Genomic DNA, 23988 nt, shown 5'->3' with positions numbered 1-23988 from the left:
GCCAGCGTTGCGGAATTAACAGGCAGAAGGGATCGCTGACGTCCCGGCTCACCCCAGCGCCTCCTCAACGATCGCCTCCAGCTCCGGCGCAATGGACGCCAGGTCCTCTTCGTCCTTGATCAGCACGCCGATGGCGCGGCGGAGAGCTTCGGGCCACGGGCTGCCGCCCCTTTCGAGAATGGTCGCCGCATTGGCCCATTCGACCGCTTCGGAGATACCGGGGGGCTTGGCCAGCGGCCGGGTGCGGATGGTCTGTACGGCATTGGCCACTGCACTCGCCGTCGCCTCCGCCACATCGCCGGCGCGCAGCATGATGATGGCGGCCTCACGCTCGGCATCGGGATAGCCGATCCAGTGATAGACGCAGCGCCTGCGCAATGCCTCGGCGAGTTCGCGCGTGCGGTTCGAGGTCAGGATGACGATTGGCTGCGCCTCGGCGCGAATGGTGCCGCGCTCGGGAATGCTGATCTGAAAGTCGGAAAGGAATTCCAGCAGCAGCGCTTCGAACTCATGGTCGGAGCGGTCGATCTCGTCGACGAGAAGCACGCGCTGCTCGGGCGCCCGCAGCACCTGCAGCAGCGGTCGGGCGATCAAAAAGCGGTCGTCATAGATGTCGATCTCGTGCTCGCCAGCGTGACGGATGGCGAGCAGCTGGCGCTGATAATTCCACTCGTAAAGCGCGTGTGCAGCATCGATGCCTTCATAGCATTGTAGCCGCACCAATTCGCGCCCGAGCAGTTCGGCGATCGCCTTGGCGGCTTCGGTCTTGCCGACACCGGGCGCGCCTTCAAGCAGCAGCGGCTTGCCCAACCGGATCGCCAGGAAGATGGCGGTCGCAAGGCTGTCGTCGGCGAGGTAGCGCGAAGCGGCAAGCCGCGATGCCACCGCCTCCGGTGAGGTCGCGACAGTCTCGGCGTTCACCTCCGGCATCTCTGTCCTCAGTTCGCCGCTTGCGCCTTCAGCGCGCGCAAAATCCGCTCCGGCGTAATCGGCAGCGTGTCGATGCGCACGCCGACGGCGTCGAAGACGGCATTGGCAACGGCAGGGATTTGCGGATTGGCGCACATTTCGCCCGGTCCTTTGGCGCCGTAAGGGCCATCCGCCGAAGGCCGCTCCAGCACAATGATCTCGGTCTCGGCGAGGTCGCCTGGACCCGGCATCAGATACTGGTTGAAGTCGGTGCCGCCATGGTCGCGGTTGGGATAGTACGGCTCGGTCGTCTCATAGAGCGCGTGGCTGATGCCCATCCAGGAGCCGCCGACCAGTTGCTGCTCGACCATTTTCGGGTTCAGCGCGCGGCCGATCTCAAAGATGTTCTTCACCGTCAGCACGGTCACTTCGCCGGTCTCGTCATCGACCTCGACCTCGGCCACCGTGCAGGCATGGGCGTAGCAGGTCGACGGCTTCATCGCGCCGGTCTCCTTCTCCGGGTAGGAGCGCGGGATCAGGAACATGCCGCGCCCAGAGATCGAGCGGCCGCGCTTGAAATGCGCCGACAAAGCGACGTCGAAGATCGAGATCGATTTCTGAGGTGCGCCCTTGACGAGGATGTTGCCCTCGCCATCCGTCTCGAGGTCGGACGCATTCACTTCCAACTCCTCGGCCGCGACTTCCAGCATCACCTGGCGGGCTTCCTTGGCCGCCTGGATGACGGCATTGCCGGCACGGTGCGTGCCGCGCGAGGCGAATGTGCCCATGCAGTGCGGGCCGGTGTCGGTGTCGGCGGTGTCGATGATGACGCGGTCGGTCGGCACGCCGATGGTCTCGGCGCAGATCTGCGCCATGATCTGCTTCAGGCCCTGGCCGAGATCGACCGAGGACAGCGTCACCATGAAATTGCCGGTCGGCGTCGAATGCACCAGCGCCTGGGTCGGGTCGCCGCCAAGATTCATGCCGGTGGGATAGTTGATCGCGGCGACGCCGCGTCCGCGCCTGATCGCCATCTCAGGCTTCCTTCTTGTATGAGGACATCGCCATGTATTTCTCCGCCACCGGCCAGTTGGCGGCGCGCGACGCCTCCTGCATGCATTCGATGAGTGCGGCGCCCTCCGTAGGCTGGCGATGCGCCTTCATGTCGCCGTCGCGGTAGGCGTTGATGAAGCGGAACTCGAGCGGGTCCATGCCGATCAGCCGGGCCAGCTTGTCCATCTGCACTTCGAGCGCAAAATCGCCGATGGTGACGCCAAAGCCGCGCATGGCAGAGGAGGGCGTGCGGTTGGTGTAGACGCAATAGGTGTCGATCCAGACATTGGGGATCGTATAGGGCCCGGGATAGTGCGCAGCGCCCTTCTGCGCGCCATAGGGTGAGTGGCGGGAGTAGGCGCCGGCATCGGTGTAGCCGGTGACCTTGCGCGCGACGATGCGGCCGTCCTTCATGACGCCGTCCTTGATGACCACCTTTTCGGCTGCGCGGGGAGACGAGATCTGCATCTCCTCCTCCCGGCTGTAGATGAAGGAGACCGGCCGCCCGGTGAGTTTGGCGCCGAGAATGGCGATCGGCTCGACGATGACGTCGACCTTGCCGCCAAAGCCGCCGCCGACGGTGCCGCCGACGAAATGCAGTTTCGAGCCCGGCATCTGCAGGATGATCGAGGCGTTGTCGAGGGTGAAGAACATCGCCTGGGTGTTGGTGTAGCAGGTGAAGCGGTCATTGCCTTCCGGCACCACGAGGCAGCCCGTGGTCTCGGTCGGAGCGTGCTCGATGGGTGAGGACTGGTAGCTCTGTTCGAGGATGTGGTCAGCTTCGGCGAAGCCCGCCTCGACATCGCCGAAGCGCACCTTGCGGCACTCGCCGCTGTCGTAGAGATAATAGTTCTGGCCGTGATATTCGTTGACCAGAGGCGCGCCGGGTTTGAGCGCTTCCTCCATGTCGAAGACGGCCGGCAGCACCTCGTAGTCGACCTTGACCTTGGCAGCGGCTTCCTGCGCCGCGCGTTCGGTGTCTGCCAGCACGGCGACAACCGCCTCGCCCTTCCAGCGCACCTTGCCGTCGGCCAGCACCGTCTCGTCCTCCGGCCCGATCTGGATCAGGATCAGGATGGTGTAGACATTGTGCGGCACGTCCTTGGCGGTGAGGATTTTCACCACGCCGGGGTGCTTTTCCGCCTCCGACGTGTCGATCGAGCGGATACGGGCATGATGGTGGGGGCTGCGCACCATCTTCAGGTGCAGCATGCCTGGAAAATTGCGGTCAGCGAAATAGGCGGTTTTCCCCGTGACATGGCCCGGCGAATCCAGACGCGGCCGCCCCTGGCCGATCTCGTGCAGGCCGTCCTTGCGCTGATCGGCGAAATAGCTTTTGCGCAGGTCCATTCTTTTCGTCCCCTCAGGCAGCGTTCTGCGAATTGGCGCGGGCAGCAGTCAGCACCGCCTGGATGATCGGCTCATAGCCGGTGCAGCGGCAGATGTTGCCGGACAGCGCCTCGACGACGTCCTCGCGGCTCGGATTCGGCGTGTGGTCGAGCAGCACCTTGGCGGCCATGATCATGCCCGGCGTGCAGAAGCCGCATTGTGTGGCAAAAGCATCGAGAAAGGCGCGCTGCAGCGGGTGCAGCACGCCGGCTTCGGCGAGACCAGATGTTGTGGTGATGCTAGCGCCGTTGCAGGTTTCGGCCAGCGTCAGACAGGAGAGTTTTAACTCGCCGTCGATGATGACCGAACAAGCGCCGCAGGTGCCCTGGTGGCAACCGCCTTTTGGCGAGGTGTCGCCGACCTTGTCGCGCAGCGCATGCAATAGCGTTGTGCCGCCTTCGACGAATTCGGCTTTTTCGGAGCCGTTGAGCGTGAACTGGACCGGGACCTTTGCCATTCTTCCTCCTTGCGCGCCTGCCCGGATGGGGCCGGACAGACGCGCGCCCCCCAACGGGTGTTTCTAGCCCAGCAGCAGACGACCGAGATGGACCGGCAGGACCTCGGCGCGATACCAGGCGCTGGCGATCGGATCGGTGATGGGCGCGGTGCCTTCACCGGCCGCAGCCAGCGCTGTTGCGATGCCGTCCTGGTCAAGCTTCTTTCCGATCAGCGCCTTTTCCGCCGCCCTTGCGCGCATCGGCCGGTCTGCCATGCAGCCGAGTGCAATCCGCGCCGAGGATACGGTGTCATCACCGGCCTGTTCGAGCACGGCGGCGATGCTGAGCACCGAGACGCCCTTCGGCTTGACCCGGGATATCTTCAGGAAGCGGAAGGTGTCGGCTTTCGGAAGCGCGAAGCTCACTGAGGTGACGATGGCGCGACTGTCGTCCCGTTTGGCCAGGAAATCCTCGACGGGCAATTCCCCATCATCGGTGTTGACCGTCGCATCCAGCGCCAGCAGCGCGACCGCGAAATCGCCATAGGGCGCGGGTGCGAACAAATTGCCGCCGACTGTCGCCATGTTGCGGATCGCCGGGCCGCCGACGGCGCGTGCGGCCTTGGCAATCGCGCCAAGTTCCGGATGGCGGGCGATCGCCGCCATGGTCACCGAAGCGCCGATGCGGGTCTTGCCGTCGGAAACGGCGATGCCCGACAGGGTGGGGTCGGTCGAGCGGACAAGGCCGGATACCGAGATATCGCCTTCATTGGCGGCGCGCACGACCAGCGTGCCGCCGCCGAGATAGCGGGTCCCCGCAGCTTTGAGCGCCGCGTTGGCGTCCCGGACGGTCGAAAAAGTCTGGAGGGCAAGCGCCATGGCAGGCTCCCAAGCTCAGCTTTGGCCGGAAAAATGGCTCTTCAGCGCATTGAAGCCGCCCTGGAAGACATTGGCGCCCATGCCGGCGGCAATCTTGTCTGCCTCTTCGGGCGCGGCGTCGAAGCTTGCTGTCCATTCGGCATAGGTGCGATCGCCATCGGTCACCCGGCGCAATTGCAGCGTCGCCTTGTGATTGGTCAGCGGCTGCGGCGTCTCCAGGATGGAATAGCTGACGAGGAAATTCTTATCGGAAAAGTCGAGCAGTTTTTCACGAATACGCGCGCCGCTGGCGAGCTCGAAATTGCGCACGCAGCCAATGGTTTCGGCGTTCTTGCTGTCCTCGATATGGCTTTCGACCATGCGTGGATGCCAGCCTGGCAGGCCGTTGAAGTCACGTATGCGCGCCCAGACCTTTTCGACAGGCGCGTCGATGACGCTGGATATGGTGACATCAACCATGAGCTCGTTCCCTTGCGATCAAATTTGCATTCAAGGGTAGGGCGGCGGCCGGCTCGGCGCTTATCAAGGGGTCTTGCGGCCGTATCAAGGAGTCTGAAAAACAGCCGTTTCGCTCAGGCCATCGCCCGCGCCGCCTCGCGGTAGAGCGTCGGCGGCACGCCGACATGGTCGCGGAAGAAGCGCGAGAAATTGCCCTGCGTGGTAAAGCCGAGATTGCAGGCGACCGAGATCAGGGGCTCCTGCGACCACTGCAATTGCCGCACGGCTTCTTCCATGCGCAGCGTGTTCCAGTAGACGTTTGGCGTCAGATTGGTCTGTTCCTTGAACAAAGCGAAGAAATGCGGACGCGACAGGCCGACGCTGCGGGCGACATCGTCGAATGAGATGCGTTCGCAGACATTGGCTTTCATCAGCTGGATCGCCTTGCGGACCCGGAAATCCTGCATGGTGTTGATGCGGATGCGCGCCTCTTGCGGCGCGGAGGCGTCGGCGGCATCGAGCACGGAATCGATGAAGCGCTCGATCTCGTAGTTGGCGACGTCGTCGATGCTTTCATTGTCGCTCAAATGATCGAGCAGGTTGGCGGCGGCCTGGTGCAGCCAGGGTTCGAGCGTGATCGCCGCCTGCGCAAACAGCGGCGCGGAGGAGGGCAGGTCACGGCGCCGGCGCGCCCAGTCCGGATCGATGTAGAAGGCGAGGAACAGGCCCGGCCTGCCATTTTGCGACAGGATATGGCTGTGCGGCTGGTAGGAGTTGATCCCCGCGGCGGTACCAGGTCCCAACGCCACCGTCTCGCGGCCGATGGTCATCTCGCCGGCCGTGCCTTCGAGCCAGATGATGATGTGTGCTTCGACATGAGCATGGGTGACGAAGTCGCTGGCGACATTCAGGACAGAAACATGTCCGAACCGGCCCCAATAGAGCCTGATCGCGTCCGTCATGGGTATATCCTCCCGCAGACGACTGGCCTCCCTTCGCCTGCACCCGGGATTGTGCGGCTGAGTTCGGGCTCGCGTCAAGGCGCGGGGCGAAAGCCGCTGTGTGCTACCGGCGGCGGTGGTGGATTTTCAGACTGAGCGATAGGTACGAAAGCGAATAGCGCCGGCGCAGGTTCTCCCTTCTCCCCCAGGGGCCTAGGGGGAAAAGGGAAAGCAGTGCTACCTCAAACCGAAGCCGTCATGCCGCCGTCGACATAGAGCGTGTGACCGTTGACGAAGGATGAGGCGTCGGAGGCCAGGAACACGGCAGCGCCGATTAGCTCGTCGACATAGCCCCAGCGGCCGGCGGGCGTGCGCTTTTCCAGCCAGGCGGAGAATTCCTGGTTGTCGACCAGCGCCTGGTTCATCTCGGTGCGGAAATAGCCGGGCGCGATGGCATTGATCTGCAAGCCGTATTTCGCCCAGTCGGTGCACATGCCGCGGGTCAGATTGCGGATCGCACCCTTGGTCGCGGTATAAGGCGCGATGTTGGGCCGGGCGAGTTCGCTCTGCACCGAGCCGATGTTGATGATCTTGCCCTTGCCGCGCGCGATCATGTTGCGGGCAACGGCCTTGCCGGCATGGAAGGCGCCGGAGACATTGGTCTTGAACAGCCGCTCCCATTGCTCCTCGGGAAAATCCTCGAGGGGAGCGCGAAACTGGATGCCGGCATTGTTGATCAGGATGTCGATCGGACCGATCTCGGCCTCGATCCGGGTGACATCCGCATCGACAGCGCGAAAATCGGTCACGTCGAAGGTCGAGGCGTGCGCCGTGAAGCCGGCTTCGCGTAACTCCGCCACAGCACCCGCAACCTTGCTGGCATCACGGCCGTTGAGCACGACGCTTGCGCCATGTTCGGCAAGGCCGCGCGCCAGCGCCAGGCCAATGCCCTGGCCGGAGCCGGTGATCAGCGCCAGCCGCCCGCTGAGATCGAACAGGGATTTCGATGTCAAAGCAATGGTTTCCAGCTGAAAGGTTGAGTCCCGAAAATCAGTCGTTGCGCCTGAAGTTGCGGATACGATCGAACAGCACCGCGAGCAGGATGGCGCCGCCGATGAACACGCCTTGCCAGAAGGCATTGATGCCGAGCAGGCCAAGGCTGTTGCGTATGACTTCGATGAGCGCGGCACCGACAATGGCGCCGAAGGCGGTGCCGACCCCGCCAGCCAGATTGGCACCGCCGATGACGGTGGCGGCGATCACCTGCAGCTCCATGCCGGTGCCCAGATTGGTGGTGACCGCACCCAGCCAGCCGGTCTGGACGATGCCGGCAATGCCGGCCGCCAGCGCCGAGATCATATAGACGGCGACCTTGATCTGCTTGACGGGAACGCCGGTCAGCGTCGCCGCGTGCTCATTGCCGCCAATGGCGAAGATGTGCCGGCCGAATTTGGTCCAGCGCAGCGTGAACCCGGTGATCAGCGCCAGAAGGATCATGTAGAGCACCGGATTGGCGATGCCGAACACCCAGGCGCCGCCGCCCAGCGCCAGAAGCTTGTCGTGGTCCGGGCCGAACTGGAAGACGACGGTGTTGTTGGAGGCGACCATGGCAAGGCTGCGCGCGATCGACAACATGCCCAGCGTCACCACAAAGGGTGGAAAGCCGAGATAGGCAATCAATATGCCGTTAAAGGCGCCGATGGCGAGCGCGGTGGCGATCGAGGCGAGGATGCCGATTTCGATCGAATAGCCGGCATGCATGGTGACGGCCAGCACCATCGACGACAGGCACAGCACCGAGCCGACCGACAGATCGATGCCACCGGTGATGATTACGAACGTCATGCCGAGCGCGATGATGGCGACGAAGGTGATGTTGCGGGTGATGTTGTAGAGGTTTTTCTGCGTCGCAAAAGCGTCGGTGGCAAACGACAGGAAAATGCAGGCGAGGATGACGGCGATCACCACCCAGAAGGTCTGGCTGGCGAACATGCGCGAGAAAAAGCTGTGCTGTTTCTGCGCGATCGTCTGGTCAAGCGTGACTGCCATTGTCGACATTTATCCCCTAATCAGACCTGTTCGATCGCGCCTGTGATCAGCCCGGTGACTTCCTCGGGCGAACTGGATGCGATCCTCTTGTCGGCGACTTTCCTGCCGCGCCGCATGACGATGACGCGATCGGCGACGTCGAAAACGTCGGGCATGCGGTGGCTGATCAGCACCACAGCGATGCCCTGGTCGCGCAGATGGCGGATCAGGTTCAGCACTTCGGCGACCTGGCGGACCGAAATTGCCGCCGTCGGCTCGTCCATCAGCACGATCTTGGCCTGCGACAGCATGGTGCGGGCGATGGCCACCGCCTGGCGCTGGCCGCCCGACATCTGCTTGACCAGGTCGCGCGGCCGCGTCTCCGATTTCAGTTCGGCAAAAATCTGCCCGGCGCGCTTGTACATGGCGGCATAATCGAGGATGCGGAATGGGCCGACGCCCCGGCGCAATTCGCGGCCGAGATAGACGTTTGCCGCGGCGGTCAGATTGTTGCACAGCGCCAGGTCCTGGTGGACGATCTCGATGCCGTGCTGGCGCGCCTCCACCGGCTTGTGCAAGATCAGCTCCTTGCCGTCCATCTGCATCGAGCCGTGGCTCGGGCGGAAATTGCCGGCGATCATCTTGACCAGCGTCGACTTGCCGGCGCCGTTGTCGCCCATCAGCCCGACGACCTGGCCCGGCTCGATGGACAACGAGACGTCGTTGACCGCCTGGATGGCGCCGAAATGTTTCGAGATGTTGGTGAGTTCGAGAACCGCCACCAGCCTTCTTGCCTCCCCCGTGACTTGGATCTGGGATGACGTTTGGTTGAAACGTCATCCAGATCCAACACTTTGTTGTTGGAGCATGATCTCTTCCGAAAACCGGTTCCCACTTTTCGGGATCATGCTCAGACCGCCGGTTCTGCCCGCGGCCTCGCTCGCCCAGCTCCTCCCGGGACAGCGATGTTGAATTCCATTTACGCAAATGACTGCACGGGCGTCAATCGGCAGGCGGAATCTAAAAATCCGTTTTGTAGGACAAATACCATTGACGTTGGCCACAAGCCGATATTAGCTGGAGGGCGGAGGAGTAACCTGCCGACCCCGTGCCGGTTTGCGCGTGGGGTCAGCAGGAATGGATCGGTGCCAGCCGGCCTCTTTTCGAACCGGCTGACCGAAATGAAATGCTTATCGACCTGGCTTGCCGACAAGAGCGCTCGCATAGCGACCCTCTGTCACCGTATTCCGGGTTGGTTCGTGTGGCGGGCACGTCGTGTCCGTCTGTTTCCAAGGGAGGACTGATATGAGGAAAACAGTTTTGCTTGCCGCCGTCGCCGCCATGGCGCTGGGCGCCGGGCCGGCTTTGGCCAAAAAGCAAGTCGTCATCGTGGTGAAAGGTCTCGACAATCCGTTCTTCGAGGCAATCCACCAGGGCTGCGAGAAGTGGAACAAGGAAAACGCCAGCTCGGAGTATGAGTGCTTCTACACCGGCCCGGCGTCGACTTCCGACGAGGCCGGCGAGGCGCAGATCGTACAGGACATGCTGAGCAAGGCCGACACGGTGGCGATGGCAATTTCGCCGTCCAACGCGCCGCTGATCGCGCAGACGATCAAGACCGCCAATCCGACGATTCCGATCATGACCCTCGACGCCGACCTGGCCAAGGAAGATGCAGCCCTTCGCAAGACCTATCTCGGCACCGACAACTATCTGATGGGTCACAAGATCGGTGAGTACATCAAGAAGGGCAAGCCGAATGGCGGCACGATCTGCACCATCGAAGGCAATCCTGCGGCCGACAACATCCTGCGCCGCGCGCAAGGCATGCGCGACGCGCTGTCGGGCAAGGAAGGCCTGGCGGCACTTGCCGGCGAAGGCGGCTGGACGGAAGTCGCCGGCTGCCCGGTGTTCACCAATGATGACGGCGCCAAGGGCGTGCAGGCGATGACCGACATCCTCGCCGCAAACCCGAAGCTCGATGCGTTCGGCATCATGGGCGGCTGGCCGCTGTTCGGCGCCCCGCAGCCCTATCGCGACCTGTTCGGGCCGCTCAAGGACCGCATCGCCAGCAATGACTTCGTCATCGGCGCCGCCGACACGATCGGCGACGAAGTGGCGATCGCCAAGGATGGGTTGGTGACCGCATTGGTCGGCCAGCGGCCGTTCGAAATGGGCTACAAGGCGCCGTCGGTGATGATCGATCTCATCGAAGGCAAGGCCGTCGCCGATCCGGTGTTCACCGGCCTCGACGAATGCACCAAGGATACGGTTGACACCTGCATCCAGAAATAGCCAGCGATACCGGGGGCGCCTTTCAGGGGCGCCCCGTCATTTTCCTCAGGGACAAGGACAGGCAACATTGTCGGGGCGGCAAGCTCCGGCTTTGACGGGCTCATGCGTCTTGCTTTCGGCGAAGGGCACGGACAATTCCGGACGGTTTTCCAGCGACAAATTGCCGATGCCGAAGATGCCGGACGACATGCCAAGAAGGCGATCCGCCAGGATTGATGTGCCGGCCGGCCCGGTTGCCACCGCTGTTCGACGACCGGATACGGCCTGGCCCCCTGGCTCCAGTGTACACGCCTCGCTGGCCAACGAGATCGGGCTTCGGATCGTGCGCGGCGACTATCCGCCAGGCGCCATCCTGCCAAACGAAGCCAAATGGGCGGAGATGTTCAACGTCAGCCGATCGGCGGTGCGCGAAGCCATCAAAATGCTGATGGCCAAAAGCCTGCTGGCTTCACGGCCCAAGATCGGCAGCTGGGTCGAGCCCAGGGAACGCTGGAACCTGCTCGACCGCGATGTGCTGGCCTGGTATGCGACCGGGCCGGACCGGGAGGCCTTCCTGCGCACGGTGCAGGAGTTCCGTCACATCATAGAACCGGAAGCCAGCGCCTTTGCCGCGATGCGACGCAGCGACGAGCAGATGGCCGAGATCAGCCAGGCCTGCCGGGACATGGGCGAGGCGCTGAGCCTGCAGCAGCGTATCCGCGCCGATACGCGCTTTCATCTCACGATCCTGCGCGCCTCCGGCAACGATCTTTTGGTGCCGCTCGGCGTGCTGATCGAATCGGCGCTCGACCATCTCTTCGTCTTCACGACCATACAGGTCAGCGACCAGCAGCACGCCCAGAAGCTGCACGAAGCGATCGAGAAGGCCATCCGCCTCCAGCGGCCCGACGCGGCCCGCAACGCCGTGCGAAAGTTGCTGGCCAATACGGATGAGGGCATCGGCAAGGCGCGGCGGTGAGGCAGCGCAATCTCCCCCACACCGGGGGAGATCGGCTGATCAGATCGTCTGCTTCTTGCCGTCCTTGCTTGGCATGAGATCGATGCCGTTCACCTTGGCGATATGCGTGGCCAGCATCGGCACGAACTGCTCGGCCGGCCCGGTAGCGTGGGCGCCGGCGAAGGAATTCTTGGTGGCGTTACCCAGCGGGTTGGCGATGCCGGCCGCACCCGCCATCGATTCCAGATAGGTCAGGTCCTTGAAGGCGTTGGCGATTGTGAATTTGTGCGCGTCGCGGTCGCCCTCCAGCGTCCAGCGCATGAAGGTCTGGTAGAAGCCGCAATCCATGCGGCCGTTGCGGATGACGCTGTCGAAGCGCGGCGGCGAGATGCCGACCTTCTCGGCCAGCGCCAGCGCCTCGGAATAGATCGCGGCATAGCCCAGCGAGATGAAGTTGTTGAGCAGCTTCATGCGGTGGCCGTCGCCGGTGTCGCCGATTTGGACGATGCGTCCCGCCCAGGTCTCGATGACCGGCTTCACACGCGCAAACAGCGCGTCGGGGGCGCCGACCATGGCGTCGAGCGTGCCTTCCCAGGCTTCCTTCGGCGTACGGCTGAGCGGCGCGTCGACGAAGTCGACGCCGATCTCCTTCAGTTCCGCCGCCAGCGCCACGGTCGAGACGGGATCGGAGGTCGAGCAATCGACAACGACCGAGCCCTTCTTCAGGCCCTCCTTGAGGCCGCCGGGGCCGCGGATGATGGCTTCTACCTCGCGCGAGCCGGTGACGCAGATGAAGACGATATCGGAAGCCGCCGCCACGTCGCGCGAGGTCGCCGCCTCCTTGGCGCCCCGGCCCAGAAGATCTTCCGCCGGCTTGCGGTTCTTGCGGCCGAGGAAGGTCAGGCCATAGCCTTTGTCGACGATGTTCTTGGCGATGCCGTGCCCCATCAGGCCAAGGCCGATGAAGCCGATCTTTTCGCTCGCGGCGGTCGTGGTCATGTCTTGAAGTCCTGTTGCAATGATTGATATCTGGCGCCGCCGTTTAGCCGGCGAGGGTGGTTGCGGAACGCCATATTGTCTGACAATACACAGAAATCCTAGGCATTGGAGGCGAAAATGACGAAGCGGATCATGTTCACCGGCGGCAGCGGCAAGGCCGGGCGCCATGTCGTGCAATATCTGGTCGAGCAGGGCTGCCAGGTGCTCAACATCGACACCAAGCCGCTCGACAATCCCAAGGTGCGCACGCTGATCACCGACATCACCGACAGCGGCCAAGTGTTCAACGCGCTGACGAGCTACATGGGCCTGCATGAATTCGACCCGTCGCTGCGCTCGCAGCCGGTCGATGCCGTCGTGCATTTCGCCGCCATCCCGCGCATCATGATCACGCCCGACAATGAGGTGTTTCGCATCAATGCGATGGGCACCTACAATGTCATCGAAGCGGCAGTGAAGCTCGGCATCAAGAAGGTGGTGATCGCCTCCAGCGAGACGACCTATGGCGTGGTGTTCGCCAACGAGCCGCGCGACCCCAAATATTTCCCGCTCGATGAGGAATACGACGTCGATCCGATGGACAGCTACGCGCTGTCCAAGGTCGTCAACGAACACACGGCGCGCGCCTTTGCGCAGCGCAACGGCACCGATATCTATGCGCTGCGCATCGGCAACGTCATCGAACCGCATGAATATTCGCTGTTTCCGAAGTGGTTTGCCGATCCGGGCTTCCGCAAGCGCATCGCCTGGAGCTATGTCGATGCCCGCGATCTCGGCCAGATCACGCTGCGCGCGGTGGAAAAGGACGGTCTCGGCTTCCAGGTGTTCAACGCCGCCAATGACGACACCTCGTCCGACCTGCCGACGGCCGAACTGTTGAAGCGGTTCTATCCCGATGTGCCGGTCAAAACGGAGCTCGGCGAGTATGAAACGCTGCTCTCCAACCGCAAGGCCCGGGACATGCTTGGCTTCCGCCCCGAGCACAGCTGGCGCAAATACGTCAAATAGGGCTGGCAAATAGGGCTTTGGGGCCAAGGTTGTAAGCTGATCTGTGCACAGCCGCAGGCTTTGCCGCCAACGCCCTTTCCTTTGCTTGACAGCTTCAAAAATCCGGACTTTGTGGACGCATGAGGGACGGAAAGCCGAATAAGGGAAAGAAACCCGACAAGGCGGCCGCCGCCGAGCGCCCGGCAGCGCTTCGTCGGGCCGACGCAACCCGGGTGCCCGGCTCCAGCGTGCACGCCTCGCTGGCCAGCGAAATCGGGCTTCGGATCGTGCGCGGCGATTATCCGCCGGGCACCATCCTGCCCAACGAGGCAAAATGGTCGGAAACCTTCAACGTCAGCCGTTCGGCGGTGCGCGAAGCCATCAAGATGCTGATGGCCAAAAGCCTTTTGGCATCACGCCCCAAGATCGGCAGCTGGGTTGAACCCAGGGACCGCTGGAACCTGCTCGATCGCGATGTGCTGGCCTGGTACGCGACCTCGCCCGACCGCGAGGTGTTTCTCAAAACGGTCCAGGAATTCCGCCACATCATCGAGCCGGAAGCGACAGCGTTCGCCGCCATGCGGCGGACCGAGGAGCAGATGGCCGAGATCAGCCAGGCCTGTCGCGAGATGGGCGAGGCGACGAGCCTGCAGGAGCGCACGCGCGCCGACACCCGCTTTCATCTCGCCATATTGCGCGCCTCCGGCAACGACCTGCTGGTGCCGCTCGGCGTGCTGATCGAATCCGCTTTCGATCATCTGTTCACCTTTACGACGCGCGAACTCGACGATCTGCAGCACGCACAGCAGTTGCACGAGGCGATCGAGAAAGCCATCCGCCTGCAGCGGCCGGAGGCGGCCCGCAACGCCGTGCGCAAGCTGCTCGCCAATACCGACGGCGTGATCAACTCAAGATAGGATGTGCTGATATTCAGATGAGGCCGGCCTGCGAAAGGCGGCTTCCTGCGCTTCCGGTGCTCACGTACTTTGAGTACGCTCCGCTCCGGTTCTCGGGAGCCACCCTTCTCGACTCGGCCTGACCTGAATCTCAGCACATCCTGCGAGCGCTGGCCCGACTCGGCGCCTATCCAGCGAGATGCCGCCTGGTCAGTGCGATCAGCAAGGCCTGGTCGCGGGCGGCGTGCTCCGGCGGGTTGACTACATCGTCGCCGTTGACGATCGCGCCCCAGAAGCCGCGCAGTTCCTCGACAAAGGCTTCGCCGTAGCCGGCGCGGAGGTCCCTGGTCGACAGCGTATGGTTGTCCGACGTCTTCACCGTCAGCCGGGTCGGGTGATGGTTGAGCCAGGGCGAGGGGAATTCGAGCTCGAGGCTGGCATCGTCGAAGAACAGCGTGATGCGTTCCTTGTAGTCGGTAAGCTTCGGCACCGTCAGATGCGTCATGGTCCACAGCGCCTGGCCGCCCAGCAGCCTGACCGCACCTTGGCCGCCATCGCCATTGGCGAAGATCTGCGCGCCGACCACCTCGCCGTCCGGCACGCCGAGTGCGTCGAGCAGGCCGAGCACGGCATTCACATCGTGAATCAAGGCGGAGCTGTAAGCGCCAGTAAATCCACGGAAAGCGAGATCGGTCAGGGGCTGGCCGATGGCGCGCTCGACCTGTTGCTTCTGCTTGCCTTGAGCCACTGTGATCAGCTCCTTGGGAATGTCGTTGCCTCTGACATAGCGCTGGTGGGCGATGAAGGGCCAGGCATCGGGATCGTTGACCTCGACCGAGACGGAGCGCAGCGTCTTCGCGCTGCCCGGCAGCGAGGCCAGCGCCAGCCGGTAGCTCGGATCGAAGCGCTTCATGTAGCCGACCTGCATCACCTTGCCGGCCTTGTCGCGCGCGGCGACTATCTCGGCGATTTCCGCCGGCGAATAGCAGAGCGGCTTTTCGCAGAAGACATGCAGGCCGCGCTCCAGAGCCGCCAGTACCTGCTCGTGATGCAGCGGGTCGGGCGAGCCGATGACGACGGCGTCGAGTTTTTGGTCGAACAGCTGCTCCGGCGTCTCGAAGTTGGCGATGCTGTGAATCTCGCTGACATATTCGCGCGAAATCCTAGAGGGATCGGCGACGCCAACCAGCTCGAACAGATCGCCGAGCCGCAACAGGTTCGGAATATGCTCGACCTGCGAAATCATGCCGGCGCCGATGACGCCGACCCGTATCCTGCTCATGCTGCTACTCTCTGCAAATTTTCACGGCGCTGCCGATGGCCTATTGCCGATCTGGGCGAGGAGGCCAGCGATCTCCGCCTCGACTGCCTTCAGGTCCTCACCACCCGACATGATCGAAATCACCTCGTCGCGCGAGATCTCCGACTTGGCGTATGTGCCGCGATTGCGGCCACGGTTGAGCAGCGTGAAAGTGTCGCCGACGGGATAGGCGTGGTGGATGTTGTGGCTGATGAAGATCACCGCCAGCCCGCGCATGCGCGCCTCGATGATGAATTTCAGCACCATCGCCGCCTGATGCACGCCGAGCGCCGAGGTCGGCTCGTCGAGGATCAGCACTTTCGCGCCGAAATGCACGGCGCGCGCGATCGCCACCGACTGGCGCTCGCCGCCCGACAGCGTGCCGACGGCCTGCGTGGGGTCGCGCACGTCGATGCCGATATCGGCCATCGCCTGGCGGGCTATTGTATTGGCGCGTTCCTTGTCGAAGCGCGAGAAGGGCAGGTGGCTTATGGTCGGCTCGCGGCCGAGGAAGAAATTGCGGGTGATCGACATCAGCGAAATCATGCCGAGGTCCTGGAAGACCGTAGCGACGCCGAGATCCTGCGCGTCGCGCGGGCTGCGGAAGGCGACTTGCCTGCCGTCGACGAAAATCTCGCCCTTGCTCGGCCGGTGCACGCCCGACAGCACCTTGATCAGCGTCGATTTGCCGGCGCCATTGTCGCCGAGCAGGCAGTGCACCTCGCCGGGATAGACCTTGATGTCAATGTCCTGCAGCGCGCGCACCGAGCCGAAATTGACCGAGACGCCGCGCAGTTCCATTGCCGGCTGGATGGTCTGGGCCGGGTTGGTCATTTGCCGCCTCCGCGTCCGAGCGCCTTGAGGCGGATGTAGTTGTTGACCAGCACCGCCATCAAAATGACGATGCCGAGGAAGACCTTGAACCAGTCGGTGTCGATGCCGGTGTAGAAGATGCCCATCTGCACCAGGCCGAAGATCAGCGCGCCGAACAGCACGCCATAGACGGTGCCGTAGCCGCCGGTAAGCAGAACGCCACCGATGACCGCGGCGATGATCGCCTCGAATTCTTTCAGCAGGCCGCGCGTGGTGTCGGCGGAGCCAGCCTCCATCACCTGGATTGTGGCCAGCAGGGTCGCGGCACAAGCGGTGTAGATGAACAGCGCGATCTTCACCCGGTCGACCGGCACGCCGACGTTCCGGGCGGCATTGAGGTCACCGCCGGTGGCGAAGATCCAGTTGCCGTATTTGGTCTGAGTCAGGACATAACCGGCGAGTGCGGTCAGCCCGAGCCACCAGACAATCGACATCGGAATGCCGACAACGAAGGGAATGCCATCGGTGCGGGTGGCGATCCAGCCTTGCGTGCCCATCCAGTGGAAGAAGCCGGTCAGGAGATGGCCGTTGAACAGGCCGGCGGTGGCCGGGTCCGGCGCGCCGTCGAGGATATAGGGGATCTGCGTACGACCGGTGACGGCGCGGGTGATGCCGATGGACAGGCCGCGCAGGATGTAGAGCGAAGCGAGCGTCACGATGAAGGAAGGCAGGCGGGTCTTCACCACGATCAGGCCGTTGACGTAGCCGGTGAGGATGGCGACCGCGAAGGCGCAGGCAATGCCGCCCCATAGCGGCAGGCCCCAATATTTGACCGTGAGGCCGATGACGACACCGGCGAAGCCGACCATCGACCCTACGGAGAGATCGAATTCGCCGGCGATGATAAGGAGCGCGGCGGCCGTGGCGATGATGCCGAGTTCGGCCGCGAGCGTCAGGAAGGTCATCGACCCCTGCAGCGAATAGAGGTTCGACGCACCGGGCAGCAGCGCGAAGATGATGATGGTGGCGATCAGGCCGCCGGCGGCACCGGCTTCGGGCCGGCGCAGCCATTGCGTCAGCCGGCCGGTGCTGGCCAGCCGCTCATCGGCGCCGGCGGCCCGCTTCGACGTCATGCCGAAACGGTCCTTGACCGACCCTTCTGAAGGTATCGCCTTGTCTTCCACGGCTGCCATTAGGCTCCCCAATCGCTCGCTTCGCAATGTCGACCAGAGATCGGGGAGCGCATGGCGGCTCCCCGATCCGTTTTGGTTTCTTGCCTTAGCGGATGCCGTCCTTGGCGAGCGCCAGGATCGCCTTGGCCTTGTCGGGAGAGTCGATGAACAGCGGGCCGGTATAAGCGTTGTTCTGCGGCCAGAAGCCGTGCGTGGCATGCTCGACCAGATAGATCACCGGCAAATAGCCCATCAGATATTGCTGGGCGTCCATGCCGAAGCCCATCTCGCCGGCGACGACGGAATCCAGAACTTCGGGGCTGATGTCGAACGTGTAGAGCTTGATCTTGCCGAACAGTTCCTTCTGCCGGAAGAACGGGATCAGCGGGTTGGCGGCGGTGGCGCCCAGCGCGAACACGGCCTGCGTGTCAGGATGCGCCGACAGATAGGCCTCGGTGCGGCGCTGAATGTCGGCCGGATCGGGCGAAACGGTCAGAACCTCGGTGCCGCCGCCGGAAGGCTTCAGCCCGTCATTCAAACCCTGGCAGCGCTGGTCGAGGCTGACATTGCCGACCTCGTGGTTGATACAGACGACCTTGAGCGTGCCGTCCTTGGCCAGCCGTTCGCCGGCCTTCTTGCCGGAATCATATTCGGAGACGGTGCCGACGTAGAGCGTCGTGCCGAGTTCAGCACCTTCCTTCTCACCGGAATCCAGAACCACCATCGGGATGTTGGCGGCAAGACCCGCCTTGACCGATTTGCCGAGCGCATTGGCGTCGGCAATGGAGACGGCGATGCCGTCCGGGTTGGTGGCAATGGCTGCATCGAGCAGGCGGGCTTGCTCGACCACATCGAACACTTGCGGCGCGTAATATTCGACCTTGGCGCCGGTAAGTGCTGCCGCATCGTCGACGCCGCGCTTGACCACCGACCAGTAGGGATCAGAAGCCGAGCCGTGCACCACGAAGGTGATGCGGACATCCTTGGGGTCCTTGAGGCCAGCGGCCTGCGCGACGCCCGCCAGCATACTCATCGAGACAAGCGCGCCGAGCGCCAGTTTCAGAACGGTCTTCATGTCATTCTCCCATTGTCGTTGCAGTTCCAATTCCCTCTTTGCGCCGCAGGCCGACGGATCGGCTTACAGCGCTGACCGGGTGGCCGCTTTGCGGGCCTTTGCCGGTATCGATCCTCCGAGCCTTGCACGCAGATCCTCGCGCAATGGCTTCATGCCGATGATGTCGACGTCCTGCGCGCCGAGCCAGTCGCGAAAACCCTGGTCGCGAAACAGCTCATATTCCTCGGTGCGGATATAGGCGGAGCGCGGTTCGATCAGTTCGAGTTCGCCCGGCGCGTTGAAATGCAGGCAGAAGAAGGTCAGGCCATCGCGCACGCCTTCGACCAGCGCCTTGTATGCCGGCTCGATCGGCTTCGAACGCGGACGGCCCCAGGTCGTCTGGATGGCGGCGTCGAAGATGACAAAGCCCTTGGCGCGGGCTTCAGTGACGCCGCGCTGGAAACCCTCCTCGGTGACGCCGACCAGATTATCGTTGGGCGAATAGGCCGACAGCGTTTTGGTCAGCAGCACCGGCAGCCGGTATTCCAGGCCGAGCCGGATGTAGACGTCGCAGAATTCCGGCGACAGGGCCGCGCCCATATGCGCGTCGAGATGGGTGACGTCGATGCCGGCGCGGTAGGCGGTGTCGATCTGGGCGCGCAGTTCGGTCTCGACCGCTTGCGGTGCTGCCTTGCGGCGGGTGGTCGCGACATCGGGCCAGAAATAGCCGAACTCGTCGGTCAGGCCGGCCGCGCGTGACGGTGACGTCAACGGCCGCCATTTGTAGTGCTGCTTTTCGCTGTTGAGCGTCAGGTGAACGCCGAGATCAAGCGCAGGGTCCGCGGCTGCCGCCTCGGCCATTTCGGGGAACCACGGGCACGGCACCATCACCGCGCCGGAGCTGCAGGCGCCCAGCCCGGTCAGTTCGAGGAAGGCGCTGTTGGCGCCGTGGCACATGCCGACATCGTCTTCATGCAGCACAAGCTGTCGCCTTTGGACATTCATGAACGGCCACCGTCTTGCCGGCACGCCGGTAGCGAGGGTCCTCCAAAGTGTGTCCCGTTCTGCATGGAACCGACCGTTTGCCCAACTGGACGCGATGGAACGCCCAAAGCCGGTCTTCCGACAGGGCCACTTCAGCGAATTCGGATGGGTACGATTTTTCCGCTGGCCTGCCTTCTGGAATGCCGAATTCATTAGCTGTGCCCATATTCGAGGTCAAACAGGGTGCTCGCGCAACCTGATGGCTTGGTCCGATCGCGGCGGAGTGGTTCTTTCAAACAGCACCGGCAAGCGTAGAGCTTTCACACCATCAAGCGATGTGGAGAGCTGTCATGTACACTGCCGGCGAAGAAGAGATCGAAGCCATTGCCAGGGTCATCCGCTCCGGCGCGCTGTTTCGCTATGGCGACAACAGCGAATGCGACCGCTTCGAGGCCCGCTATGCCAGGCATCTCGGCGTCGAGCATTTCGCGCTGGCAGCCAGCGGCACCTATGGGCTCGCCGCCGGCCTGATCGGGCTCGGCATCGGGCCGGGCGACGAGGTGCTCGTTCCGGCGCATACCTACATGGCGACCGCTACCGCGGTGCTGTCGGTCGGCGCCATTCCGGTCATTGTCGATATCGACGAGAGCCTGACCATCGATCCGGCAGCCTTGCGCGATGCCATCGGCCCGCGCACCAAGGCGGTCATCCCGGTGCATATGTGGGGTGCCGCCTGCAACATGAACGCGATCATGGATATCGCCAAAAAACGCGGCCTATTGGTTCTGGAGGATGTCTGCCAGGGCATTGGCGGCGGCTATGAGGGCAAGAAGCTCGGTTCCATCGGTCATGCCGGCGCCTACTCCTTTAACTACTTCAAGAACATGACCTCGGGCGAGGGCGGCGGCATCGCCACCAGCGATCCCAAGGTGGCCGAGCGCGCGCGCTGCGCCATCGATCCCTGCCATTTCTACTGGCAGGGCCGCAGCGACAGCATCAAGCCGTTCGCCGGCATCGGCGCGCGCGCCTCGGAACTGATGGGGGCCATGCTCAACGTCCAGCTCGACCGTCTCGACGGCATCATCGAGGCGATGCGGGCCGAGAAGAAGAAGGTGCTGGCCGGCACGCGGCATCTCAGCAATCTCGGCTTGACGCCGTCGCCGATGAACAGCCCCGACGACGACTGCGCGGCGCAGGTGATGTATCTCTTGCCCAGCGAACAATCGGCGCAAACCTTCTCCAAGACCATTCCGAGCGTCATTGCCGGCAAGACCGGTCGCCATAATTTCACCCAGTGGGACCAGGTGCTGATGCATGAGGGCGCACATCATCCCGCGGTCAATCCCTACACGCTGCCGGAGAACAAGGGGCTGCGGCTCACCTATGCCGACGACCTCGGCAAGGGGTCGCTGGATATCCTCAACCGCACGGTGATGGTGGCGATGAACCCGGCGCATGGCGATGCCGACATCGACGACATGATCCACAACATCGACGCGGCGGCGCGGGTGGCACTGGAAAACGCCTCGCTGGATGATGTCGACGTGCGTAAGGCCGCCCCGGTGGACCTGCAGAAGTTCGATAGCGTCAACTGAGAAGGCGTCGTGCCGGACCGGTCTATTGCCGATCCAGCCGCATGAACGCAGCCCGCAGGGCCAGCACCGCGCGCAGGATCTGGCGTTCGTCCATGGCGGCGTAGCCGAGCAGCAGGCCGTGTTCCGGCTCGCCGGAGTGGTAGTTGATCGAGATGCCCTGCACGTCGAGGCCCTCCTTGACGGCGGCGGCGACGACGTCGCTGTCCTTGTAGGGCCTGGTGAAACTGGCCAGCAATTGCATGCCGGAATCGTTCTCGGTTACCGCCAGCCATTCGGCCAGATGATCCTGGCACAGTTTGACGAAATTGGCCTGCCGGCGGGCGTAGAGCCGGCGCATGCGCTTCAGATGCGTGGCGAAATAGCCCTGCGTGATGAAGTCGTTGACCGTCGCCTGCAGGATCAGCGGCGCGAACTGGCCGGTGATGGAGACGGCGCGGTCGAAGGGCACCGACAATTCGCGCGGCACGATGAGATAGCCGATGCGCAGCGCCGGGATCAGCGTCTTGCCGAAGGAGCCGATATAGACGACGCGGTCGGCGTGATCGAGGCCGCGCAAAGCCGGTACCGGCCGGCCGCGGTAGCGGTACTCGCCGTCATAATCGTCCTCGACGATCCAGGCGCCGTGGCGCTCGGCGATGTCGAGCAGCTGCAGCCGTTCCTCGATGCGCATGATGGTGCCGAACGGCCACTGGCAGGACGGCGTCACGTAGATCAACCGCGGCGGCGGCAGATCGGGATCAGACAGGTGCCAGCCCTGCCGGTCGACCTTTAGCGGCGCAAGCTGGGCACCGCTGGCGAGGAAGGCGCTCTTGGCGCCGAGATAGCCGGGTTCCTCCATCCAGACATGGTCGCCCTCGTCCATCAGCACGCGCGAGGCGAGATCGAGCGCCGCCTGCGCGCCGGTGACGATGATGACCTGGTCGGCGGTGCAGTTGATGCCGCGCGACAGGCTGATGGTCGAGGCGATCGCCTGGCGCAAGCCGGGATGGCCGGCAAAGGAGATATAGCCGAGCAGATTCTCGTCGCGGCTGCGCGCATTGCGCACCAGAAGGCTCGACCAAATGGTGAAGGGAAACGAGGCGGTCTCGGGGACGCCGGGATGGAAGTTGATGACGCCGGCATTGCGCGGCGGCTGCGGCCCATTGACGATGGTCTGGCCGCGCCGCGAGAGTTTTTGCGGAGCGGCGAGACCGGCGCGCAGCGAGGCCGGCGGGCGCTTCTGCTGGATCGGCGCTACCCATGTGCCGGACCCGGCGCGCGCCTCGATAAAGCCTTCCGCGAGCAGCTGGTCGTAGGCGGCGATCACCGTATTGCGGCCGACTTTCAAATCCTCGGCCAGAGAGCGCGTCGACGGCAAAAGCGTATTCTGCTGAATCTGGCCGTCGAGGATGAAACGCCGCAAGGCGCCGTAGATCTGCCGGTGCATCGGCTCGTCCGAGGCGCGGTCGACCGACATGATGTCGAGGGAAAGGCGCATGTGGTCGGCCAAACCTAGTCTCCGACGAACCTGGCTGCGCGGGCGATCTTTTCCTCGTTGAGGAGGCAGACGGTCTCGAGCACCAGCCGCCTGGTTTCGGCACGAACCTCGCGGCTGTTCTTCAGCGCGCGATGCACGGTGGCGGCGCCGAGCTCCGCCTTTTGCGCAATCTCACGGATGGTGCAAAGCCGTTCCATGCCGAGTGACGCTTCGAATGCCATGTCGCTCCTCCATTTGCATCAAGGCACGGCTTGCCGCCAGCCTCAAGCTGGAAACTCCTGGGTCGAAAGTCCTACCTTCCCAAGCCGGTGCCGAGAATTATGCGATCCGCGCCGCCAGGGGAGGACGGCGGCGCGGATCGCCGGGCGCTTTCGCGTCGCTACCCCTACCGAGGCGCGCGCCCAACCGGCCAACCACCAGCCCCCCGGCGGTGGTCAGGCCAAGTCTCGTGTCGCTACATCGAAGCCGGCCGCACAGGCCGTCTTGAGAAGCGAAGTGTAACCCTTCGTGGCGTAGGTGAAGGGATGCGCCTTGGCCGGATCCTGTTCGGCCTCGACGACGATCCAGCCTTCGTAGCCGCGTCTGGCGAGTGGCTGCAGCAGCGACAGGAAATCGACGGAGCCGTCGCCGGGCACGGTAAAGATGCCCTCCATCACCGCCGCCATGAAACTCATGTCCTGGCGCCGTGCCTTATCCAGCACGGCCGCGCGGACGTCCTTGCAATGAAAATGCACGATGCGGTCGAGATTCCGGTTCAGGAGGGAAGCCGGGTCGCCGCCCGAAAACAGGCAATGGCCAGTGTCGAACAGCAGGCCGACGGATTTTCCGGTGACCGCCATCAGCCTGTCGACCTCGTCGTCGGTCTCGACGATGGTGCCCATATGGTGATGAAAAGCCATGCCGACGCCGAAGGCGGCCATGCGGTCGGCAAGCTCGGTCAGCTTCTTGCCATAGGCGGCCCATTCGCCATCGGCGAGGCGCGGCCGCTGCGAGATCGGCGCAAAGATGCCGTCATGACGGCCGCGCGACGTGTCGGCATAGACCACGACCTCGGCGCCGAGGTCGCGCAGCAGGGTCAGATGCGGGGTGATGGCGGAGAATTCCTCGTCGACCGTGCGGTCGAGAATACGGCCGTCATACCAGCCGGAAACGAGCTCCAGCCCATAGGACGAGAGGATCGCTCCAAGCTCGTCGCTCCGCCTGGGGAATTTTCCGCCGAGCTCGGTGCCGCTATAGCCGGCCTGCCTGGTTTCCAACAGGCAGGTCTCGAGCGGCGTGTCGCCGCCGAGTTCGGGAACATCGTCATTGCTCCAGGTGATGGGATTGATGCCGATCTTGACCGTCATGCCGCCACTTTGCAGGCTTGGGGAACACAATGCCGAAGCTGGCAAACTGGAGGGAAAGAG

General features: G+C 63.6%; 24 protein-coding genes. 5 read left to right on the top strand and 19 right to left on the bottom strand.

Going from position 1 to position 23988, the window contains the following annotated elements; genetic code table 11:
- Window positions 1-48: 48 nt before the first annotated feature.
- The 10 genes from AC1DZ8_RS23225 to AC1DZ8_RS23180 form a co-directional block, all read right to left on the bottom strand.
- A complete protein-coding gene (locus AC1DZ8_RS23225) occupies window positions 49-930 on the bottom strand; it encodes an AAA family ATPase (RefSeq protein ID WP_477300991.1) in 882 nt (293 codons plus the stop codon).
- An 8-nt stretch (window positions 931-938) separates the two neighbouring features.
- Window positions 939-1943, bottom strand: coding sequence for a xanthine dehydrogenase family protein molybdopterin-binding subunit (locus AC1DZ8_RS23220; RefSeq protein ID WP_477300993.1), 1005 nt, complete (start codon window positions 1941-1943; stop codon window positions 939-941).
- 1 nt (window position 1944) lies between these two features.
- Entirely contained in the window at window positions 1945-3312 is a 1368-nt protein-coding gene (locus AC1DZ8_RS23215) for a xanthine dehydrogenase family protein molybdopterin-binding subunit (RefSeq protein ID WP_477300994.1), read from the bottom strand.
- Window positions 3313-3325: 13 nt separating this feature from the next.
- A complete protein-coding gene (locus tag AC1DZ8_RS23210; protein ID WP_477300995.1) occupies window positions 3326-3808 on the bottom strand; it encodes a (2Fe-2S)-binding protein in 483 nt (160 codons plus the stop codon).
- A 63-nt stretch (window positions 3809-3871) separates the two neighbouring features.
- Window positions 3872-4666 carry an FAD binding domain-containing protein gene (locus AC1DZ8_RS23205; RefSeq protein WP_477300997.1) on the bottom strand — a complete coding sequence of 265 codons (795 nt, stop codon included), beginning with the start codon at window positions 4664-4666 and terminating at the stop codon, window positions 3872-3874.
- Window positions 4667-4681: 15 nt separating this feature from the next.
- On the bottom strand, window positions 4682-5125 hold the full coding sequence (locus tag AC1DZ8_RS23200; protein ID WP_477300999.1) for an SRPBCC family protein: 444 nt from the start codon (window positions 5123-5125) through the stop codon (window positions 4682-4684).
- 113 nt (window positions 5126-5238) lie between these two features.
- A complete protein-coding gene (locus AC1DZ8_RS23195; protein ID WP_477301001.1) occupies window positions 5239-6066 on the bottom strand; it encodes a helix-turn-helix domain-containing protein in 828 nt (275 codons plus the stop codon).
- 221 nt (window positions 6067-6287) lie between these two features.
- Entirely contained in the window at window positions 6288-7058 is a 771-nt protein-coding gene (locus tag AC1DZ8_RS23190; protein WP_477301003.1) for an SDR family oxidoreductase, read from the bottom strand.
- Window positions 7059-7095: 37 nt separating this feature from the next.
- A complete protein-coding gene (locus tag AC1DZ8_RS23185; RefSeq protein WP_112560280.1) occupies window positions 7096-8094 on the bottom strand; it encodes an ABC transporter permease in 999 nt (332 codons plus the stop codon).
- A 20-nt stretch (window positions 8095-8114) separates the two neighbouring features.
- On the bottom strand, window positions 8115-8855 hold the full coding sequence (locus tag AC1DZ8_RS23180; protein ID WP_112560281.1) for an ATP-binding cassette domain-containing protein: 741 nt from the start codon (window positions 8853-8855) through the stop codon (window positions 8115-8117).
- Window positions 8856-9378: 523 nt separating this feature from the next.
- On the opposite strand from AC1DZ8_RS23180, the gene AC1DZ8_RS23175 reads away from it, so the two are divergent.
- On the top strand, window positions 9379-10368 hold the full coding sequence (locus AC1DZ8_RS23175) for a sugar-binding protein (RefSeq protein ID WP_477301006.1): 990 nt from the start codon (window positions 9379-9381) through the stop codon (window positions 10366-10368).
- A gap of 187 nt (window positions 10369-10555) precedes the next feature.
- Window positions 10556-11326 carry a FadR/GntR family transcriptional regulator gene (locus AC1DZ8_RS23170; RefSeq protein WP_477301479.1) on the top strand — a complete coding sequence of 257 codons (771 nt, stop codon included), beginning with the start codon at window positions 10556-10558 and terminating at the stop codon, window positions 11324-11326.
- 39 nt (window positions 11327-11365) lie between these two features.
- On the opposite strand, the gene AC1DZ8_RS23165 is transcribed toward AC1DZ8_RS23170, so the two are convergent.
- Complete coding sequence (locus AC1DZ8_RS23165) at window positions 11366-12304, bottom strand: NAD(P)-dependent oxidoreductase (protein WP_477401691.1); 939 nt, start codon at window positions 12302-12304, stop codon at window positions 11366-11368.
- A gap of 117 nt (window positions 12305-12421) precedes the next feature.
- Here AC1DZ8_RS23165 and AC1DZ8_RS23160 point away from each other — a divergent pair, with 117 nt between their 5' ends.
- Together AC1DZ8_RS23160 and AC1DZ8_RS23155 are read left to right on the top strand one after the other, a co-directional pair.
- Window positions 12422-13312: an NAD-dependent epimerase/dehydratase family protein gene (locus AC1DZ8_RS23160; RefSeq protein WP_477301008.1), complete on the top strand. Its 891-nt coding sequence runs from the start codon at window positions 12422-12424 to the stop codon at window positions 13310-13312.
- A gap of 119 nt (window positions 13313-13431) precedes the next feature.
- The gene (locus AC1DZ8_RS23155; protein ID WP_477301010.1) at window positions 13432-14208 is read left to right on the top strand and encodes a FadR/GntR family transcriptional regulator; all 777 of its coding nucleotides are present in this window, start codon (window positions 13432-13434) and stop codon (window positions 14206-14208) included.
- A gap of 166 nt (window positions 14209-14374) precedes the next feature.
- On the opposite strand, the gene AC1DZ8_RS23150 is transcribed toward AC1DZ8_RS23155, so the two are convergent.
- From AC1DZ8_RS23150 to AC1DZ8_RS23130, 5 genes are all read right to left on the bottom strand, one after another.
- Window positions 14375-15469: a Gfo/Idh/MocA family protein gene (locus AC1DZ8_RS23150; protein WP_477301012.1), complete on the bottom strand. Its 1095-nt coding sequence runs from the start codon at window positions 15467-15469 to the stop codon at window positions 14375-14377.
- 21 nt (window positions 15470-15490) lie between these two features.
- A complete protein-coding gene (locus tag AC1DZ8_RS23145; RefSeq protein WP_477301014.1) occupies window positions 15491-16321 on the bottom strand; it encodes an ATP-binding cassette domain-containing protein in 831 nt (276 codons plus the stop codon).
- Window positions 16318-17433, bottom strand: a complete 1116-nt coding sequence (locus tag AC1DZ8_RS23140) for an ABC transporter permease (protein ID WP_352584327.1) — start codon at window positions 17431-17433, stop codon at window positions 16318-16320. Before AC1DZ8_RS23140 ends, AC1DZ8_RS23145 begins: the two co-directional genes overlap by 4 nt.
- 145 nt (window positions 17434-17578) lie before the next feature.
- Complete coding sequence (locus tag AC1DZ8_RS23135) at window positions 17579-18547, bottom strand: rhizopine catabolism ABC transporter substrate-binding protein (RefSeq protein ID WP_477301016.1); 969 nt, start codon at window positions 18545-18547, stop codon at window positions 17579-17581.
- A 63-nt stretch (window positions 18548-18610) separates the two neighbouring features.
- Window positions 18611-19507 carry a ChbG/HpnK family deacetylase gene (locus AC1DZ8_RS23130; protein ID WP_477401688.1) on the bottom strand — a complete coding sequence of 299 codons (897 nt, stop codon included), beginning with the start codon at window positions 19505-19507 and terminating at the stop codon, window positions 18611-18613.
- Window positions 19508-19860: 353 nt separating this feature from the next.
- On the opposite strand from AC1DZ8_RS23130, the gene AC1DZ8_RS23125 reads away from it, so the two are divergent.
- Window positions 19861-21105, top strand: coding sequence for a DegT/DnrJ/EryC1/StrS family aminotransferase (locus AC1DZ8_RS23125; protein WP_477301020.1), 1245 nt, complete (start codon window positions 19861-19863; stop codon window positions 21103-21105).
- Window positions 21106-21127: 22 nt separating this feature from the next.
- Here AC1DZ8_RS23125 and mocR read toward each other — a convergent pair whose 3' ends face one another.
- The 3 genes from mocR to iolE all read right to left on the bottom strand — a co-directional run bounded on the left by mocR (window position 21128) and on the right by iolE (window position 23928).
- Window positions 21128-22594, bottom strand: coding sequence for a rhizopine catabolism transcriptional regulator MocR (mocR, locus tag AC1DZ8_RS23120; RefSeq protein ID WP_477301022.1), 1467 nt, complete (start codon window positions 22592-22594; stop codon window positions 21128-21130).
- Window positions 22595-22596: 2 nt separating this feature from the next.
- Entirely contained in the window at window positions 22597-22803 is a 207-nt protein-coding gene (locus tag AC1DZ8_RS23115; protein WP_477301024.1) for a LacI family DNA-binding transcriptional regulator, read from the bottom strand.
- A gap of 213 nt (window positions 22804-23016) precedes the next feature.
- Window positions 23017-23928 carry a myo-inosose-2 dehydratase gene (gene iolE / locus AC1DZ8_RS23110; RefSeq protein WP_477401685.1) on the bottom strand — a complete coding sequence of 304 codons (912 nt, stop codon included), beginning with the start codon at window positions 23926-23928 and terminating at the stop codon, window positions 23017-23019.
- Window positions 23929-23988 lie beyond the last annotated feature (60 nt).

The organism is Mesorhizobium sp. P2_F7 (assembly GCF_056403695.1).
Note: the sequence above shows the minus strand (reverse complement) of the source record. Positions and strands in the feature narration are given on the sequence as shown.